This window comes from Stenotrophomonas sp. a6, assembly GCF_030913325.1.
Classification (GTDB): domain Bacteria; phylum Pseudomonadota; class Gammaproteobacteria; order Xanthomonadales; family Xanthomonadaceae; genus Stenotrophomonas; species Stenotrophomonas maltophilia.
Genome location: NZ_CP133161.1, coordinates 3632271 through 3647372, shown reverse-complemented (window position 1 = coordinate 3647372; position 15102 = coordinate 3632271). Strand labels below are relative to the sequence as shown.

Annotated in this window: 15 protein-coding genes; 12 read left to right on the top strand and 3 right to left on the bottom strand. The window is 67.0% G+C overall.

Going from position 1 to position 15102, the window contains the following annotated elements:
* Nucleotides 1–6: 6 nt before the first annotated feature.
* From Q9Q79_RS16765 to Q9Q79_RS16755, 3 genes are all read left to right on the top strand, one after another.
* Nucleotides 7–906, top strand: a complete 900-nt coding sequence (locus Q9Q79_RS16765; protein ID WP_005414398.1) for a helix-turn-helix transcriptional regulator — start codon at nucleotides 7–9, stop codon at nucleotides 904–906.
* 49 nt (nucleotides 907–955) lie between these two features.
* Nucleotides 956–3919, top strand: a complete 2964-nt coding sequence (locus Q9Q79_RS16760; RefSeq protein ID WP_005410938.1) for a TonB-dependent receptor — start codon at nucleotides 956–958, stop codon at nucleotides 3917–3919.
* A gap of 191 nt (nucleotides 3920–4110) precedes the next feature.
* Nucleotides 4111–4305, top strand: coding sequence for a hypothetical protein (locus Q9Q79_RS16755; RefSeq protein WP_223846439.1), 195 nt, complete (start codon nucleotides 4111–4113; stop codon nucleotides 4303–4305).
* 57 nt (nucleotides 4306–4362) lie between these two features.
* Here the strand turns inward: Q9Q79_RS16755 and Q9Q79_RS16750 are convergent, their stop codons facing one another.
* Together Q9Q79_RS16750 and ppa are read right to left on the bottom strand one after the other, a co-directional pair.
* Entirely contained in the window at nucleotides 4363–5484 is a 1122-nt protein-coding gene (locus tag Q9Q79_RS16750; RefSeq protein ID WP_005410936.1) for an HDOD domain-containing protein, read from the bottom strand.
* A 152-nt stretch (nucleotides 5485–5636) separates the two neighbouring features.
* Entirely contained in the window at nucleotides 5637–6173 is a 537-nt protein-coding gene (ppa, locus tag Q9Q79_RS16745) for an inorganic diphosphatase (protein ID WP_005410935.1), read from the bottom strand.
* Between the two features lie 184 nt (nucleotides 6174–6357).
* On the opposite strand from ppa, the gene Q9Q79_RS16740 reads away from it, so the two are divergent.
* The 4 genes from Q9Q79_RS16740 (at nucleotide 6358) to Q9Q79_RS16725 (ending at nucleotide 11564) form a co-directional block, all read left to right on the top strand.
* Complete coding sequence (locus Q9Q79_RS16740; RefSeq protein WP_049396202.1) at nucleotides 6358–6831, top strand: hypothetical protein; 474 nt, start codon at nucleotides 6358–6360, stop codon at nucleotides 6829–6831.
* 72 nt (nucleotides 6832–6903) lie between these two features.
* Nucleotides 6904–7404: an RNA polymerase sigma factor gene (locus tag Q9Q79_RS16735; RefSeq protein ID WP_201862586.1), complete on the top strand. Its 501-nt coding sequence runs from the start codon at nucleotides 6904–6906 to the stop codon at nucleotides 7402–7404.
* Between the two features lie 104 nt (nucleotides 7405–7508).
* Nucleotides 7509–8444, top strand: coding sequence for a FecR domain-containing protein (locus tag Q9Q79_RS16730; protein ID WP_049396200.1), 936 nt, complete (start codon nucleotides 7509–7511; stop codon nucleotides 8442–8444).
* A 201-nt stretch (nucleotides 8445–8645) separates the two neighbouring features.
* The gene (locus Q9Q79_RS16725; RefSeq protein ID WP_049459216.1) at nucleotides 8646–11564 is read left to right on the top strand and encodes a TonB-dependent receptor; all 2919 of its coding nucleotides are present in this window, start codon (nucleotides 8646–8648) and stop codon (nucleotides 11562–11564) included.
* Between the two features lie 150 nt (nucleotides 11565–11714).
* Here Q9Q79_RS16725 and Q9Q79_RS16720 read toward each other — a convergent pair whose 3' ends face one another.
* Nucleotides 11715–11972: a DUF2789 domain-containing protein gene (locus Q9Q79_RS16720; RefSeq protein WP_005410930.1), complete on the bottom strand. Its 258-nt coding sequence runs from the start codon at nucleotides 11970–11972 to the stop codon at nucleotides 11715–11717.
* A gap of 107 nt (nucleotides 11973–12079) precedes the next feature.
* Here Q9Q79_RS16720 and Q9Q79_RS16715 point away from each other — a divergent pair, with 107 nt between their 5' ends.
* Genes Q9Q79_RS16715 through Q9Q79_RS16695 form a run of 5 tightly spaced genes read left to right on the top strand, consistent with a single transcriptional unit; the run spans nucleotide 12080 to nucleotide 15032 of the window.
* Entirely contained in the window at nucleotides 12080–12667 is a 588-nt protein-coding gene (locus Q9Q79_RS16715) for a biliverdin-producing heme oxygenase (protein WP_005410929.1), read from the top strand.
* A gap of 31 nt (nucleotides 12668–12698) precedes the next feature.
* Nucleotides 12699–13166: a YbaN family protein gene (locus Q9Q79_RS16710; protein WP_005410928.1), complete on the top strand. Its 468-nt coding sequence runs from the start codon at nucleotides 12699–12701 to the stop codon at nucleotides 13164–13166.
* Complete coding sequence (gene exbB / locus Q9Q79_RS16705) at nucleotides 13153–13881, top strand: tonB-system energizer ExbB (protein WP_049459217.1); 729 nt, start codon at nucleotides 13153–13155, stop codon at nucleotides 13879–13881. The genes Q9Q79_RS16710 and exbB overlap by 14 nt, the downstream gene beginning before the upstream one ends.
* A gap of 9 nt (nucleotides 13882–13890) precedes the next feature.
* Nucleotides 13891–14316 carry a TonB system transport protein ExbD gene (exbD, locus tag Q9Q79_RS16700; RefSeq protein ID WP_099561284.1) on the top strand — a complete coding sequence of 142 codons (426 nt, stop codon included), beginning with the start codon at nucleotides 13891–13893 and terminating at the stop codon, nucleotides 14314–14316.
* A complete protein-coding gene (locus Q9Q79_RS16695; protein WP_099561285.1) occupies nucleotides 14313–15032 on the top strand; it encodes an energy transducer TonB in 720 nt (239 codons plus the stop codon). Before exbD ends, Q9Q79_RS16695 begins: the two co-directional genes overlap by 4 nt.
* Nucleotides 15033–15102 lie beyond the last annotated feature (70 nt).

Sequence of the window (15102 nt, the reverse complement as noted above, 5' to 3'; positions counted from 1 at the left end):
TGCCCCATGCGTCAACTCTCGCTGGCCGATCGTGGCCAAACCGTCTCCCTCGACAAGGCGCTGGACGATCTCGCGCCGACCTGCATGGGCGTGGCCCGGCTCGGCAGCCTGCAGACCGCAGGGTCAAGCTTCACTGTCTGGCTGCAGGTGCGGGGCAGTTCCTGGGTGGAAGCCAAGGAAGGGCGTTTCCGCCTGCGCCATGGCGAGTGGATTGCCTTCGAGAAGGAGTCGCGCCCGTTGGTGCAGGCCGGCCGTAACGGACTGTGCGTGGGCCTCAGCCTGACTGCGGAGGCGATGCGGGTGCTGTCCGAGATGGCCGACTGCGGCCTGTATGCCGGTCGTGGTCGCATGAGCCGCGGCGACGCCCGCGTTGCCCTGCGCCTGTGGCGCGATGCGCTCGACAGCGGCCTGCCAGCGCAGGCGCTGCGCCCGCTGTTGTTGCATCTGGCCGGCCTGCAGCGTGACCTGGCCGACAACGTACAGCGCTGCCCCGGTCGCTCACGCAGCCGCAAGCGCCAGGTGTTCGGCCGCATGCAGCGCGCCCGTCTCTATCTGGAGGGCAACAGCCACCGCGTGGTGCGGATCGGCGAACTGGCCGAGCTGACCAACTTCTCCAGCTGGTATCTCTCCAAGACCTTCCAGAGCCTGTATGAAGAGAGCCCCCAGTCGCTTTCGGCACGGTTGCGCCTGGAGCGGGCCGCCGATCTGCTGCGCGACACCGACATGATGGTGGGCGAGGTCGCCGCGGCCAGCGGATTCGACAACTGCTGCAGCTTCGCGCGGGCCTTCCGCGCCCGTTACGGGCAGTCTGCTTCCCGGTTCAGGGAAAACGGCGGCTTGCTCCCGCCACACTCTGCAAAGTCTACGGTTGGGTCGCGCAAATACAGCATCGCAACGCAATCGTAACGTGCTGGAGCGTTTTAACACGCTACTAACACGTACCTTGGAGAGATTGATGAACGTTCGCACCCCTGCCGTGCGGCTGGGCCTGCTGCCCGCCGGCATCGCGCTGGCGCTGGCACCGGCATTTGCTTCCGCACAGGAAGCCAGTGCCCCGACCACCCTTGATCGCCTGGAAGTCACCGGCTCCCGCATCCGCTCGGTGGATGTGGAAACCTCCCAGCCGGTCCTCACCGTAAGCCATGAGGACATCCAGCGTTCGGGCCTGGTCAGCGTCGGCGACCTGCTGCAGAACCTGTCCGTGGCGGGCACCCAGACCTTCAGCAAGGCGGCCGTGCTGGCGTCCAACCCGGAACAGGGCGGCCAGTACGTCAGCCTGTACAACCTGGGTGAGCAGCGCACGCTGGTGCTGGTCAACGGCAAGCGCTGGAGCACCAGCCTGGCCGGCTTCACCGACATGTCGACCATCCCGACCTCGCTGATCGAGCGCATTGAAGTCCTGAAGGACGGCGCCTCGGCGATCTACGGTTCCGACGCCATCTCCGGCGTGGTCAACATCATCCTGCGCAAGAACTTCGATGGCGCCGAGGCCAGTGCCTACTATGGCCAGAACAGCCACGGCGACGGTTCCAAGACCCAGTACAGCCTGACCCTGGGTGCCAGCGGCGAGCGCTCCTCGATCGTGTTCGGCGCGAACTACATCAAGGAAGATCCGGTGTGGGCCAAGGATCGTGGCCTGACCAAGTACTCCTATGGCCAGGGCCACAAGGAAGACGGTCTGAGCCCGGCTGGCCCGTGGGGTCGTTTCACCGATCCGCGTGCCGAAGGCACCGCCGGTGCTGGCGAATACAACAAGGCTGGCAAGTGGGTCCCGAACACCTGGGTGGTCAACCACACCGGTTCCTGGGACACCCCGGTCGGCGTTGGCCAGCCGTCGAACAACTTCAACAACTACCACCTGATTGGTCTGGACGACTACTACAACGCCTCGCAGCAGATGATGCTGAACCAGGGCGCTGAGTCGAAGACCATGTTCACCTCGGCCAGCTACGACATCAACGACAACCTGCGTCTGAAGTCGACGGCGATGTACTCCGAGCGCGATTCCAAGCGCCAGATCGCCGGCTACCCGCTGACCGGCACCTCGCAGCCGCAGTTCCCGGTGGCGATCAGCAAGGACAGCATCTACAACCCGCTGGGCAACTGGGCCAACCCGGGCGCCGGCGTTGACATCGGTGGCTGGGGCCGTCGTATCTTCGAACTGCCGCGCATCACCCAGAACAACGTCAAGTCGCTGCACTTCGACGCGGCCCTGGAAGGCAACTTCGACTTCAACAACCGTCCGTTCGACTGGGATGTGGGCATCAACTACAACCAGTTCGACGTGACCCAGACCAGCTCGGGCAACATCAACCTGCTGGCCCTGAAGAACGCCCTCGGCCCGTCGTTCATCAACGCCAACGGCGTCGCCCAGTGCGGCACCGCTGCCAACCCGATCGCGCTGGGCACCAGCCCGGGCAGCTGCGTCCCGTTCGACCTGCTGGGCGGCGCCAGCGCCGCGACCCCGGATGCGCTGAAGTACATCAACACCCTGCTGAACTCGACCGGCCAGAGCAAGAGCAAGCAGTACTTCGCCAACATCACCGGTTCGCTGTTCGACATGCCGGGCGATGCGGGCGAGTTCGCCTTCGCTGCCGGTTACGAGCATCGCGAAGTGTCGGGCTACGATCACCCGGACGCACTGTCCTCCTCGGGTTACACCACCGAGCTGGCCGCGCAGCCGACCGAAGGCAAGTACAAGACCAACGAGTTCTACCTGGAACTGATGGTGCCGCTGCTGCGTGACCTGCCGGGTGCCAAGGAGCTGTCGCTGGATATCGCCAGCCGCTACTCGGACTACGACAAGTTCGGCAACACGGTCAACAGCAAGTTCAGCGTGACCTGGAAGCCGATCGACGACCTGCTGGTGCGTGCGACCTACGGCGAGGGCTTCCGTGCCCCGACCCTGGACGACACGTTCGGTGGTGGTTCGCAGACCTTCGACAAGTTCACCGATCCGTGTGATGCCGTGTTCGGCCAGCGCAGCAACCCGGCCGTTGCAGCCCGTTGCGGTGCTGAAGGCCTGGCGTCCGACTTCCGTCAGACCGACGCTGCCGGTCGTCCGATCAGTGCCCGTGACACCCAGGGTAACAACCCGTTCAACTCGGGTGTGGGCAACGACAAGCTGCAGCCGGAAACCAGCAAGACCCGCACCGCGGGCCTGGTCTGGAGCCCGAGCTTCGTCAGCGGCCTGAACGTCTCGCTGGACTGGTACAAGATCACTGTCGACAACGTGATCACCGCGCTGTCGGCGAACTACGTGCTGAACCAGTGCTACCAGAACGGTGTGCAGGCCTTCTGTGACCAGTACAGCCGTGGCGACGTCGCCAACGGCCAGCAGGTCACCGGCCTGAGCCGAGGCAACGCGAACCTGGGCTCGCTGGAAACCGAAGGCTACAACTTCGGCGTCCGCTACCGCATGCCGGAATACAGCTTCGGTACCCTGTCGTTCAACCTGGACACCAACTACCTGACCAGCTTCCGTCAGCAGGCCACCAAGGGTGCTGCATGGGATGACTACGCAGGCTACTGGAACTACCCGCGTGTCCGCGGCACCCTGGCCAGCACCTGGACCAAGGGCGACCTGTCGGCCACCTGGACCATGCGTTACTACGGCGGCTTCCGCGACTTCTGCTACGACCAGGAAAATGGCCTGGAGTGCAACCAGCCCGATTACTACACCGAGAACGGTGGCTGGAGCGGTGGCCTGGGTGCCAACAAGAAGGGCGCGATCGTCTATCACGACATCTCGGCCACCTGGCAGGCCCCGTGGAACGGCAGCGTGACCGTCGGTGCCCGCAACGTGTTCGGCAAGACCCCGCCGATCACCTACGCGGTGACCAACGCCAGTGCCGTGCAGCTGGACCCGATGCTGGATTACGACCGCTTCCTGTTCATCCAGTACAACCAGCGCTTCTGATCCATCGAAGCCTGAAGGCAAGACGAGGAGGGCGGGCCGCAAGGCCCGCCCTCTTTGCGTTTGGCAGAGCCGGGTCGGGAAATTCTGAATAGGGCAGTTCAGCGACAAAGGTCACGCTTGTCGCAACTGGACCGCTGGTAGGTTCGCAGAGGTCCATTCCGGACCGAGGAGAGCGCGAAATGAACAACGCGATGCCACGTATGTTTGCTGCTGCAGTTCTCGCCGTCCTGAGCCTGGCCGGCAGTGTGTCGGCCGGTCCGCTGGTGTGTGCCAATGGCCGTTATTGCGCGGAGGTGCGCAGCAACTGCATCAAGGCCGGTGAGGATGCGGCGTACTGCCAGTTCCTGTTCGAGCGCTGCGTGTACGACCACTGCGCGCAGCCCTGATGCAACGAAGGCGCGTCCCTGCGGACGCGCCTTCATCGTGTGGATTGCCGGCGGAACTCAGGCTTCGCTCGGCGTAAGCCCCATCAGGCTGTTGGCATGTTCGCGCCACTGCGGCAGTTTGTTGAGCACGCCCGCGCGCTGCAGATAGTCCTCATCCACCGGGTCGCCGTTGACCAGCGCCAGGGCCACGTGCACCGCACCGGTCACCCAGAAGCTGCGGGTGTTGGCGCGCTGCGGCTGCAGGTGGAATGCCACCGCTTCGATGATCGGCATCGGCAGGCCCCACAGCCCCAGCAGGTAGGCACCGGCTTCGGCATGGCCCGGGCGGGTATCACCGGCCAGCGACGGCTCGGTGCGCTCGTTGCGTACGCCGGGCAGCAGCAGGCCGATGTCGGCCAGCAGTGCCGCAGTTGCGCCCAGTTCGGCACTGGACTCGGGCAGCAGGCGTGCGGCCAGGCGCGAGGCGAGCAGGGCGCGCTGCTGCAGCGAGTTGCGTTCGGCAGTCGACAGCGTCGGCGCCGAGAACACTTCACTGGCCAGCACCAGGTCACGCAGCGTGGCCAGGCCCAGCCGGGTGACTGCAGTACGCAGGTCGGCAATGGTGCGGCCCTGGCTGAAGAACGCCGAGTTCGACAACTGCAGCACCTTGGCGGCGATGGCCGGATCGGCGGCCACCAGCTTGGCCACGTCGGCGCTGTCGGCGTCGTCATCATGCTCCAGCGCCTGGGTCAGGCTCAGGTACAGGTGCGGCGGCGACGGCAGTTTCTCGATGCGGCCGATGGCATCGCGCAGGCGCGGGCTGTCCAGCACTTCGCGCAGCTCTTCCAGGCTGGTCAGCGCTTCCAGCAGTACTTCCGGTGCCAGTGGCAACGGCAGGAAACGGTGAGCGACACCGATCAGGCGTGCCGGCGGCGGCCGGTTGCCATGCTGTGCGTCCACCAGCGCGATGCGGATGGTTTCCGGACGCAGGGTCCTGATCTGGCCGAGCAGCGTGGTGGCATTGAGGTCCGGCAGCTGCGGGCAGACAATCACCGCGTCCACGCCCTGGGTGGCAACCGCGGTCATCGCGGTCTGGCCATCGGTGGCGGTCAGCGGCTGCCAGTCTTCCCCAAGATCGGCAATGAATTCGGTCAGCTCAGCCGGCAGGCTGGCTGCATCCCCAACAAGCAGAATACGCACGACACATTCCCCTGGCTGTCTCGACGATGGATGTCGATGACGTGTGAAGTGACGCAATTTACCTAATACGGCAGCAAGAGTGATGTGCCGTCATCATGAAACGTGACCCGCATCGCTCCGGCAGGGTACCGCCGGAGCGATCCGGTTCAGGCTCAGGCCTTGCTGTCGAGGTGGCGCTGGTGCGCCTCGATCAGGATCTGCTTGGCCTCAGCGGCGCCGCCCCAACCGTCCAGCTTGACCCACTTGCCCTTCTCCAGGTCCTTGTAGTGCTCGAAGAAGTGGCCGATGCGCTCCAGCCAGTGGCTCGAGACCTGGGCGATGTCTTCAACGTGGGCGTAGCCACTGAAGATCTTCGAGACCGGCACGGCCAGGATCTTCTCGTCGCTGCCCGCCTCATCGCTCATCTTCAGCACGCCGACCGGACGGCAGCGCACGACCGAGCCCGGCACCAGCGGCAGCGGCAGCACCACCAGCACGTCGGCCGGATCGCCGTCGCCGCACAGGGTGCTCGGCACGTAGCCGTAGTTGCAGGGGTAACGCATCGGGGTGGACAGGATGCGGTCGACAAAGATCGCGCCGGTTTCCTTGTCCACTTCGTACTTCACCGGCTCCGAGTCCTTCGGGATCTCGATGATGACGTTGATTTCTTCCGGCGGGTTCTTGCCGGGCGAGACGAGTTCCAGACCCATGGTCGTGCTCCAGGTGGGGGATATAGACGGATAGCCCCCCATTTTATGCCTTTGCCGGGCGCTGTGCAGAGGGAGGGGCTGACCGCTGCGTGGGGCAGGGACCCACGCGGCAGGCCGGGGTTGGCTGATAGGGCCGGCCGGTGCGGGGGCGCAGGCTGGATCGACCTTGCCAAGGAGTCCGCCGATGAAAGTGTCTGCCCTGCCGTTCGCCCTGTTCTGCATGCTGCTGGTTGCGCCGTTGGCCCAGGCCTCTCCTTACGTCGACCTGATCGACTACCCGCGGCAGGAAGCCAACTGGGACCGCTTCTTTGCCCTGGAGGGACGTCTGCATTACGGGTTCGACGCGATCTGCGGCGATACATTCTGCGAAGGCGAGTACAGCGATATCCGCGCCCTGCGCCTGCGCTGCTCGGTGGACGCGGTGCGCGGCACGGTGCATGAGTGCCTGTGGGCATTTGCCGCCAGTGACCTGGCTGTGTCGCGGCAAGACGGTGCGATCGTCGCCCGGCAACCGACCTGGCTGTGCCGCCTGCCGCTGGAGCCTGGCACACCGGTGGAAGCCTTCCATGCCGCGCTCGCCGCCCGCAATCCACTGCATGACCCGTTGCCGGGGACCTCGCAGAGCGTCTATGACGGGCTGACCGGGTGCATCCATTGATGCGAACGTGACTGATTCTCATTAACGGAGTAGCATGCGCGGCGCCTTCCGTCTGACGTCCCGGTTCCGCGCATGTCCTCCAATGCCGCCTCCCTCACCGAACTGCTGATCCGCGAGCGGCCTGCGCTGCTGCGCCGGGTGCAGCGCATCCTGGGGGGCGACAACGGCGCAGAGGACGTGATCCAGGCGGTGTGGTTCAAGGCGCGTGGCGTCGATGACAGCCAGGCCATCGACAATCCGCGTGCCTATCTGTACCGGCTGGCCGCCAACCTGGCCACCGACCACGGCCGCGAATCGACCCGGCGCAACCGCCTGCTGGCCGACCACTACCTGTGGGGGCCGGACGAGGTCATCTCGACCGAGGAACAGGCCATGGCCCAGGACGAGCTGCAGCGTGTGCTGGATGCTGCCGGACACCTGCCGGAGCCGACCCGCACCATCTTCCGGCTCAACCGCCTGCAGGGCCTGACCCAGGCCGAGATCGCCCGCCGCTTCGGGGTGTCGGTGACCACCGTCGAGAACCATGTGCGCACCGCGTTGCAACGCCTGGCCTGGGCGCGCAGCGGCCGATGATCGCTCCGGCTTGGGCCTGGCCCTCGCTGAAACGTCTTGATCACTGGACCGTGGATGCGGTCTAGTTCCCCCGCCCGCGCTTGAATGCGCCTGTCCGCCAGCCGATGAGCCCGCCGAACACGCTGCCCGCCGCCAATGACGATGCCCTGGCCGAACAGGCCCGGGGCTGGATTGCGTGGCTGGCCTCGGGTGACATCGGCGAGGGACGCATGCACGAGTTCGAGCGCTGGCTGGCAGAGCCGGGGCACCGCCGGGCCTTCGAGCACGAGCGCACGCTGTGGCGCAGTGTCGGGCCACGCCCGCTGGCCCGGTGTGCCGAACGCCGCCGCCCGCATCGAATGCGCTGGGCGATGGCCGCTGCAGCTGTGCTGGCGATGCTGGTGGCATGGCCGGAGGCCTGGTTGCGGCTGCAGGCCGACCATTGCAGCTCGCACGTCGTGCAGAACGTAACGCTGCCCGATGGCAGCCGCGCAGTGCTGGATGCGGACAGCGCGATCGCCGTGCGCTTCGATGCGCACGCACGCGAGGTCGAGCTGCTGCGCGGGCGCGTCTGGTTCGAGGTCAGCCCGGATGCGCAGCGGCGTTTCAGCGTGCGTGCCGGCAATGGCGTGGTTGAGGACATCTCGACCGCGTTCACCGTCGCGCGTGGCGATGACCGGGTGGAAACCCAGGTCGGGCAAGGCAGGGTGCGTGTGGCCAGCCCGGCCGACGGTGGCTGGACCTACCTGCAGGTGGGCCAGCGCGCCGTCTATGGCGAGCGCAGCGGCGTGACGCGCCTGCAGGATGTGGCGGCCGACAGCGTGGGTGCATGGCGCCAGGGCGAGCTGCTGCTGGAGCAGGCCAGCGTCGCCGACGCCGTGCAATGGGTGGGGCGCTATCGTGCCGGCCCGACGTTCGTGCGCGGTGATCTGTCGCGACTGCCGGCGATCAGTGCGGCGCTGCGCATCGATCGCCCGGAACAGGCGCTGGACGCGTTGGCGGCGACGGCAGGTCTGCAGGTCACCCGCCTGCCGCTCGGCGTCGCCATCATCCATCAGTAGATCCACGCCATGCGTGGATGATGTTCCCGATGTGCCGGCCAACGGTCGGCACCCACCGCGACCGCAAATCGCCCTTGGGGTTGCCGCGCGCCCAGCCGTCTTACCCCGCGAACGTACCCGCCGCCGCCACGTACGTCGCCGTGTCCGCCTGTGTTGCGGATGACGCCGCGCCTGCGGCACCGATTACCTGACAGGTTCCCCATGTTCGACTCCCACCGTCCGGGCCGCGCGCCGCGCCCGTCCCGCCTGTGCATTGCATTGCTGGCTGCCGGCCTGGCCAGTGCCACGCCATCCGTGCTGGCACAGAACGCCCGTGGCGATCACGCCGCCGTACAGCGCTTCGACATTCCAGCGCAGCCCCTGGACGATGCGCTGCGCAGCTACATGCGCCAGTCCGGCGTGCAGGTCGTGTATCCGGCCATCCCGGCCCACGGGGTGAGCTCGCGTGCGGTCAATGGCAGCCTGCCGGCCAACGAGGCGCTGCAGCAGCTGCTGCAGGGCAGTGGCCTGGCGGTGCGCCGGGTCAGCGCAGATGCAGTCACGCTGGAAGCGGCAACGCCGGCGCAGGTCGACAGCGGCGTGATCGTCACCGACACGCTCAGCGTGGCCGGCGACCGCGTCGACAGTGGCGCGACCAGCGACGAGGCGCGCCTGCTCGACAGCTATCGCAGCGTCGGTTCCACCACCACGCTCAACCGCACGCACCTGGAGCGTTTCCGCGGTACGTCCAACGGCGACATCGTCAAGGGCGTGGCCGGCGTCACTGCCGGTGACCCACGCGTTGGCAATGGCTTCGACGTCAACATCCGCGGCATCCAGGGCCAGGGCCGCGTGCCGGTGATCATCGACGGTGGCCAGTCCAGCATGGATACCTACCGTGGCTATGCCGGTCAATCGCAGCGTACCTACCTCGACCCGGACCTGATCTCCAGCCTGACCATCACCAAGGGCCCGAGCCTGCAGGCCAACGCCTCTGGCGGCATCGGCGGCGTGGTCGAGATGGAGACGCTGAAGATCGGCGACGTGCTGCGCGAAGAGCGCGACTTCGGCGTGCGCGTGCGTGGCGGCCTGGCCAACAACAGCGCCAACAACCTGCCTTCCTACAGTGCCGCGCCGCGCAACGATCGCAGCGCCACCGGCAGCCAGTTCTTCAACGTGGCCGCTGCGGGACACTGGGATCGCTTCGATCTGGTCGCCGCCTACGCCTACCGCGACAATGGCAACTACTTCTCCGGCAAGCACGGTTACGATGATTTCCCACAGACCCGTCGCACGCTGGCACCGCTGAATCCGCCGCGTACCGAAGTGTTCAACACCTCGTCGCGCTCGAAGTCGGCGCTGCTCAAGGGCACCTGGCGTATCGACGATGCACAGACCCTGGAAGCGGGCTACCGCCGCTACGAAGGCACCGCCGGCGAGATCATGGCCTCGCAGATCATCCGCGTCGATCGCGACCGCATTCCGCAATGGGATCCGGGCCACGTCGACATGGACAGCTACACCCTGCGCTATCGCTTCAACCCGGACAGCGAGCTGGTCGACCTGCGCGTCAACGCCGCGTACACCGACACCGACAGCGTGATGTACAACAGCCTGACCGGCATCACCCCCTGGTACTTCGATCGCCGCACCGAGTGGTACGACGCGCCCAGCTTCAGTGGCGACCCCGGCTATAAGGATGCCTACCGCAATCCGCTGCGACAGAAGCGCTTCGGACTGGATGCCAGCAACACCTCGAAGTTCGACACACGTGCTGGCGCGTTCACCCTCGACTACGGCCTGTCCTACAGTGACGAAGACATCGCACCGGGCAGCTCGGGCCCGGTCATGCACGATGACCTGATCAACAACCGTTTCCTGCGCAACGCCGAGCGCAAGGAATACAGCGCCGTGGCCTCGCTGAAGTGGCAGCCCGATGAGCACTGGGAACTGCTGGCCGGCGGCCGCTGGAACCGCGTGGATGTGCATGACCGCAACCGCTTGGCCACGCCCGATGCCTATGAGGTGCAGGGCCAGTACCGCTACACCGAACTGCTCAATGGCAACCCGGCGCTGCCGTCGTGGCGGGCCAAGCGCATCGCGCTGCTGAACTGGTATCCGGATGCCAACGGCAACTTCACCCAGGAATCGCTGCTGGCCTCACCGTACAAGAAGGGCACGGTGGGCGACATCGGTGGCTGGAACTTCTACGACGCCGGCAAGGCGCAGGACCTGGAAGTGCCGGTCAGCTGGACCTGGTCGCAGCCGATCCGCCGTCGTGACACCGCGTTCTCGCCGACCGCCAGCGTGGCCTACCGCTTCAGCGAAGACATCATGGTCTACGTGAAGTACGCCGAAGGCACCAAGCTGCCGAGCCTGTTCGAGACCACGCTGGGCCTGTTCACCGCTGCCAAGCCGGTGGGCGAGTTGAAGCCGGAGCGTGCGCGCAGCTGGGAAATCGGTGCCAGCACCCTCCGCTACGACCTGTTCACCGCCGGTGACCGCCTGGCGCTGAAGCTGGCGTACTTCGATACCCGCATTGACGACCTGATCACCCGTGACTACCGCACGCTGTCGGCGGGCCTGATCCGCAATGTCGACCAGTTCAGGGTCTCCGGCATGGAGTTCCAGTCCAGCTATGACAGCGGCAAGGTGTTTGCCGATCTGTCCGCGCACTACTACTTCAAGGCCAAGACCTGCGCGCCGGATATCGCCGCCGAGCGCCGTGCCTATGGGGCGCAGCGCAGGAACGGCGAGCTGGCCAACACGCCCGACTGCGTGGACGGCGGCTTCGAGGGCTCGTACACCAATACCCAGAACCCACCGCGCTACATGGTCAACCTGACCCTGGGCTCGCGCCTGTTCGACGAGCGCCTGACCTTCGGCACCCGCGTGGTCCACAACGCCGGCCCGATCAGCAAGCTGGACAAGGACTGGAACGTGGGCCTGTCGGCGATCCAGCAGCTGTACCGGCCAACCACGCTGGTGGATCTGTTTGCCAGCTGGAGTTTCAACGACCAGCTGTCGGTGGAAGCCGGCGTGGACAACCTGACCGACCGCTATTACCTGGACCCGCTTGCCCTGGGCGTGATGCCGGCCCCGGGCCGCACCGCGCGGCTGGCGTTGACCTGGAAGTACTGATCGGTCGCGGATGAGTGGTGGGGTCGGATCCCTTTCCTGCGGAAAGGGCTCTGACCCCAGCGAGCCCCAACCGCCCTCGGTGGGCGCGGACCTTGGTCCGCACCGCTTCTGCCGAGCAATCGACAGCGCCGGGCCATGCCCGGCGTCTACTTACAGCCCGCTCGAAGCCTTCACCGCATCTTCGTGCAGCGACTCGTTCAGCTCATCCACCACCGTGGTCCATGCCGCATCGGCCTGCAGTGATTCGGACAGGAACTGGCGCTGGGCATCGTTCCAGTACGGTGCTTCGACCACTTCGACATCGGTGGCCAGCTGGTGCTCGCGGATGAAGCGGGCGATGCCCTCGGCGCTGGCGTCCAGGCCCAGTTGGAGGAACAGGTTGGTCATGCGCGGTTCGGTGGTGATCATCGTCGGTTCCGGATGGACAAGGGGATGGCCCATTATCGGTGTAGACGGCCTTGGGGAAAGCCCCGTGGCAGACGTCTACAGCACGACGACCCCCTTGGCATTCCCCCATGAACGCACACATCGCCCCTGAAGAAAGCCGCAGCCTGCGGCTCAAGGCCGCCACCCGCGACAGCCACGGTGCCCTGGACAAGCGCATCATGGCCGGCGACATCTTCGCCGACCGCAGCAATTTCGCCCGTTTCCTGCGCGTGCAGTATCGCTTCCACCGCAGCATCGATGCGCTGTATGCCAACCCTGCGCTGGACGCACTGCTGCCGGACCTGGGCGAGCGCCGCCGCCTGACCCAGGTCGCGCGCGACCTGCAGGACCTGGAGCAGACCCTGCCGGGGGCTGACATCGCGGCGTTGCCGTCCGATCTGGAACTGCCCGCCGCGTTGGGGTGGCTGTACGTGGCCGAAGGCTCCAACCTGGGCGGCACCATTCTGTACAAGATGGCTGCCAAGCTCGGCCTGGACCGTGATTTTGGCGCCCGCCACCTGGCCGCGCATCCGGATGGCGCGGCGCGCCACTGGCGTGAGTTCACCGCGGCGCTGGACGCGGTACCGCTGAGTGTCGAGCAGGAGCAGCAGGTGATCGATGCGGCCGACGCCGCGTTCCGCAGCGTGCACGGCCACGTCGAAGTGGAATTCGCCTGATGCACGGCGCGCGCCCACAGGTGCAGCGCTGATGCGCTGGCTCTGGTTCGCGCTGGGCTGGCTGATGGTCGGGCTCGGGGTGATCGGCGCGTTGCTGCCGGTGATGCCGACCACCATCTTCCTGATCCTGGCCGTGGGCTGCTTCGCGCGCAGCTCGCCGAAGTTCGAGCAGCGCCTGTTGGCGCATCCGCGCTACGGCCCGTCGCTGCGGTTGTGGCGCGAGCAGGGCGCGGTATCGCGCAAGGGCAAGGCGTTTGCCAGTGCCGGCATGGCGCTGGGCTTTGCCCTGTTCTGCTGGGGCGCGCACCCGTCCTGGCGCCTGCTGTTGGGCGTGGGCCTGTTCTTCGCGGTCAGCGCCGGCTACGTGCTGAGCCGACCGGCACCGCGGCTGGAGCCCCATCCGGTCGTGGAAGTGGACGACGCCAATGATCCGCGCGCGGCCCGTCGTCGCGCAGCGACCCCTGATGCTGATGGAAACCGAGACGATGCTGCCTGCTGACCTGGCCCCCGTGGCCGCCCCCGCATTGACCCCATGGGGCATGTACCTGGCCGCCGACGTGGTGGTGAAGGCCGTGATGATCGCGCTGGCACTGGCGTCGCTGGCCACCTGGACCGTGCTGCTGGCCAAGGGCTGGGAGCTGGCCCGCCAGGCCCGGCAGCTGCGCGCGGCGCGCGCGCTGTTGCTGCAGTCCGCACAGCTGCCGCCGCAGAGCGAAGAGGCAAGTCTGCAGCAGGGCATCGCGCTGGCGATGCTGGACGCCGCCCGCACCGAACTGCATCTGTCGCAGGATCTGGATAGTCGCGACGGCATCAAGGAGCGCATCGCCTCGCGCCTGGACCGCATCGAACTGGAGACCGCGCGCGTGCAGCGGCGCGGCATCGGTGTGCTCGCCAGCATCGGCGCGGTGGCGCCCTTCGTCGGCCTGTTCGGCACGGTGTGGGGCATCATGAACAGTTTCATCGGCATCGCACACAGCAACACCACCAACCTGGCGGTGGTTGCGCCCGGCATCGCCGAGGCCCTGCTGGCGACCGCACTCGGCCTGGTCGCGGCGATTCCCGCGGTACTGGTCTACAACCATTTCAGCCGCGTGCTGGCCGGCCTGCGGGGCCTGCTCGGCGATCTGTCGGCGGCCGTGCAGCAGCTGGTCTCGCGCGATCTTGATCGTGTCGTGCCGCGTACCGCAGCGGCACCGCTGCGCGCGGTGCACTGAGGCGCGACGATGGCGATCAGGACCGCGTCCGACCGCGACGACGCACCGGAAGAAGCACACGAGATCAACATCACGCCCTTCATCGACGTGATGCTGGTGCTGCTGATCATCTTCATGGTAGCCGCACCGCTGGCCACCGTATCAGTGCCGGTGCAGCTGCCGGCCAGCAGCGCCAGTGCCACGTCGCCCGAACAGGCGCCGGTGTATGTGACCGTGCAGGCCGATCTGTCGCTGCGCGTGGGCGAGCAGGCGGTGGCGCGTGACGGGCTGGCCGCTGCATTGCAGGCGGCCTCCCACGGCGACACCGCGCAGCGCATCTTCCTGCGTGCCGATACCCACGTGCCCTACGGCGAACTCATGGCCACGCTGGATGCGCTGCGTGCGGCCGGTTACCTGAAGGTGGCGCTGGTCGGCGTTGAGCAGGGTGCGCGATGAGTGGACTGCGGCGCTGGGCGACCAGCCTGGCGATCGTGCTGCTGGTGCACGCGCTGCTGATCGGCGCGGCCTGCTGGTGGGCGACGCGCGCACCGGTACTGGCTGCGACGGCGCCGCCCGCCGCGCTGATGCTGGAACTGGCACCGATGGCGCAGGCACCGCCGGTGCCGCCGCGCGAGGTCGCCACCGGTCCACTGCAGCAGCAACAGCAGCGGCAGGCGCCGAAGCCGGCCCTGCGCGAGCAACCGAAGGCGCCGGTGCAGCCGCAGGGTGACCTGCCACCGCCGCGTACACCGGAGCCGACGCCCTCGCCGGATGTCGCCGACGCCAATGTCGCGCAGACCAGCGCACCGCCACAGGTGGCCGCTGACGCCGCCGCGCGCTACACCGCACCGCAGACCACGGCGGGTGAGTGCAGTCGCGCCGAGGCAAGCTGGGAAGGTCGCTTGCTGGGGCACCTGCAGAAGCATCGCCGCTATCCGCGCCAGGCCGAGCGGCTGCGCCAGCAGGGCGTGGTCTACGTGCGCTTTGCCGTGGCCCGCGATGGCGCGGTCTCGGGGTTGAAGCTGGGCCGCAGCAGTGGCTTCGCGCTGCTTGACCAGGAGACGCTGGACACCGTGCAGCGCGCCAGCCCGGTACCGGCGCCGCCGGCCGAAGTGGCCGGCGACCCGGTGGACGTGATGGTGCCGGTGTCGTTCTTCCTGCGCGGGCGGTGATTGACGGTGGGGTCGGATCCCTTTTCTGGGAAAGGGCTCTGACCCCATCGAGGCCGTCATCCACGCATGG

Excerpts from the sequence above, each read along its gene's own strand:
- Q9Q79_RS16765 (WP_005414398.1), top strand. The coding sequence starts at position 7 with ATGCGTCAACTCTCGCTGGCCGATCGTGGCCAAACCGTCTCCCTCGAC.
- Q9Q79_RS16720 (WP_005410930.1), bottom strand. The coding sequence starts at position 11,972 with ATGATCACCACCGAACCGCGCATGACCAACCTGTTCCTCCAACTGGGC.
- ppa (WP_005410935.1), bottom strand. The coding sequence starts at position 6,173 with ATGGGTCTGGAACTCGTCTCGCCCGGCAAGAACCCGCCGGAAGAAATC.
- Q9Q79_RS16735 (WP_201862586.1), top strand. The coding sequence starts at position 6,904 with ATGTCCTCCAATGCCGCCTCCCTCACCGAACTGCTGATCCGCGAGCGG.
- exbD (WP_099561284.1), top strand. The coding sequence starts at position 13,891 with ATGGCGATCAGGACCGCGTCCGACCGCGACGACGCACCGGAAGAAGCA.
- Q9Q79_RS16725 (WP_049459216.1), top strand. The coding sequence starts at position 8,646 with ATGTTCGACTCCCACCGTCCGGGCCGCGCGCCGCGCCCGTCCCGCCTG.
- Q9Q79_RS16760 (WP_005410938.1), top strand. The coding sequence starts at position 956 with ATGAACGTTCGCACCCCTGCCGTGCGGCTGGGCCTGCTGCCCGCCGGC.
- Q9Q79_RS16710 (WP_005410928.1), top strand. The coding sequence starts at position 12,699 with ATGCGCTGGCTCTGGTTCGCGCTGGGCTGGCTGATGGTCGGGCTCGGG.
- Q9Q79_RS16730 (WP_049396200.1), top strand. The coding sequence starts at position 7,509 with ATGAGCCCGCCGAACACGCTGCCCGCCGCCAATGACGATGCCCTGGCC.
- Q9Q79_RS16740 (WP_049396202.1), top strand. The coding sequence starts at position 6,358 with ATGAAAGTGTCTGCCCTGCCGTTCGCCCTGTTCTGCATGCTGCTGGTT.
- Q9Q79_RS16695 (WP_099561285.1), top strand. The coding sequence starts at position 14,313 with ATGAGTGGACTGCGGCGCTGGGCGACCAGCCTGGCGATCGTGCTGCTG.
- exbB (WP_049459217.1), top strand. The coding sequence starts at position 13,153 with ATGCTGCCTGCTGACCTGGCCCCCGTGGCCGCCCCCGCATTGACCCCA.
- Q9Q79_RS16715 (WP_005410929.1), top strand. The coding sequence starts at position 12,080 with ATGAACGCACACATCGCCCCTGAAGAAAGCCGCAGCCTGCGGCTCAAG.
- Q9Q79_RS16755 (WP_223846439.1), top strand. The coding sequence starts at position 4,111 with ATGCCACGTATGTTTGCTGCTGCAGTTCTCGCCGTCCTGAGCCTGGCC.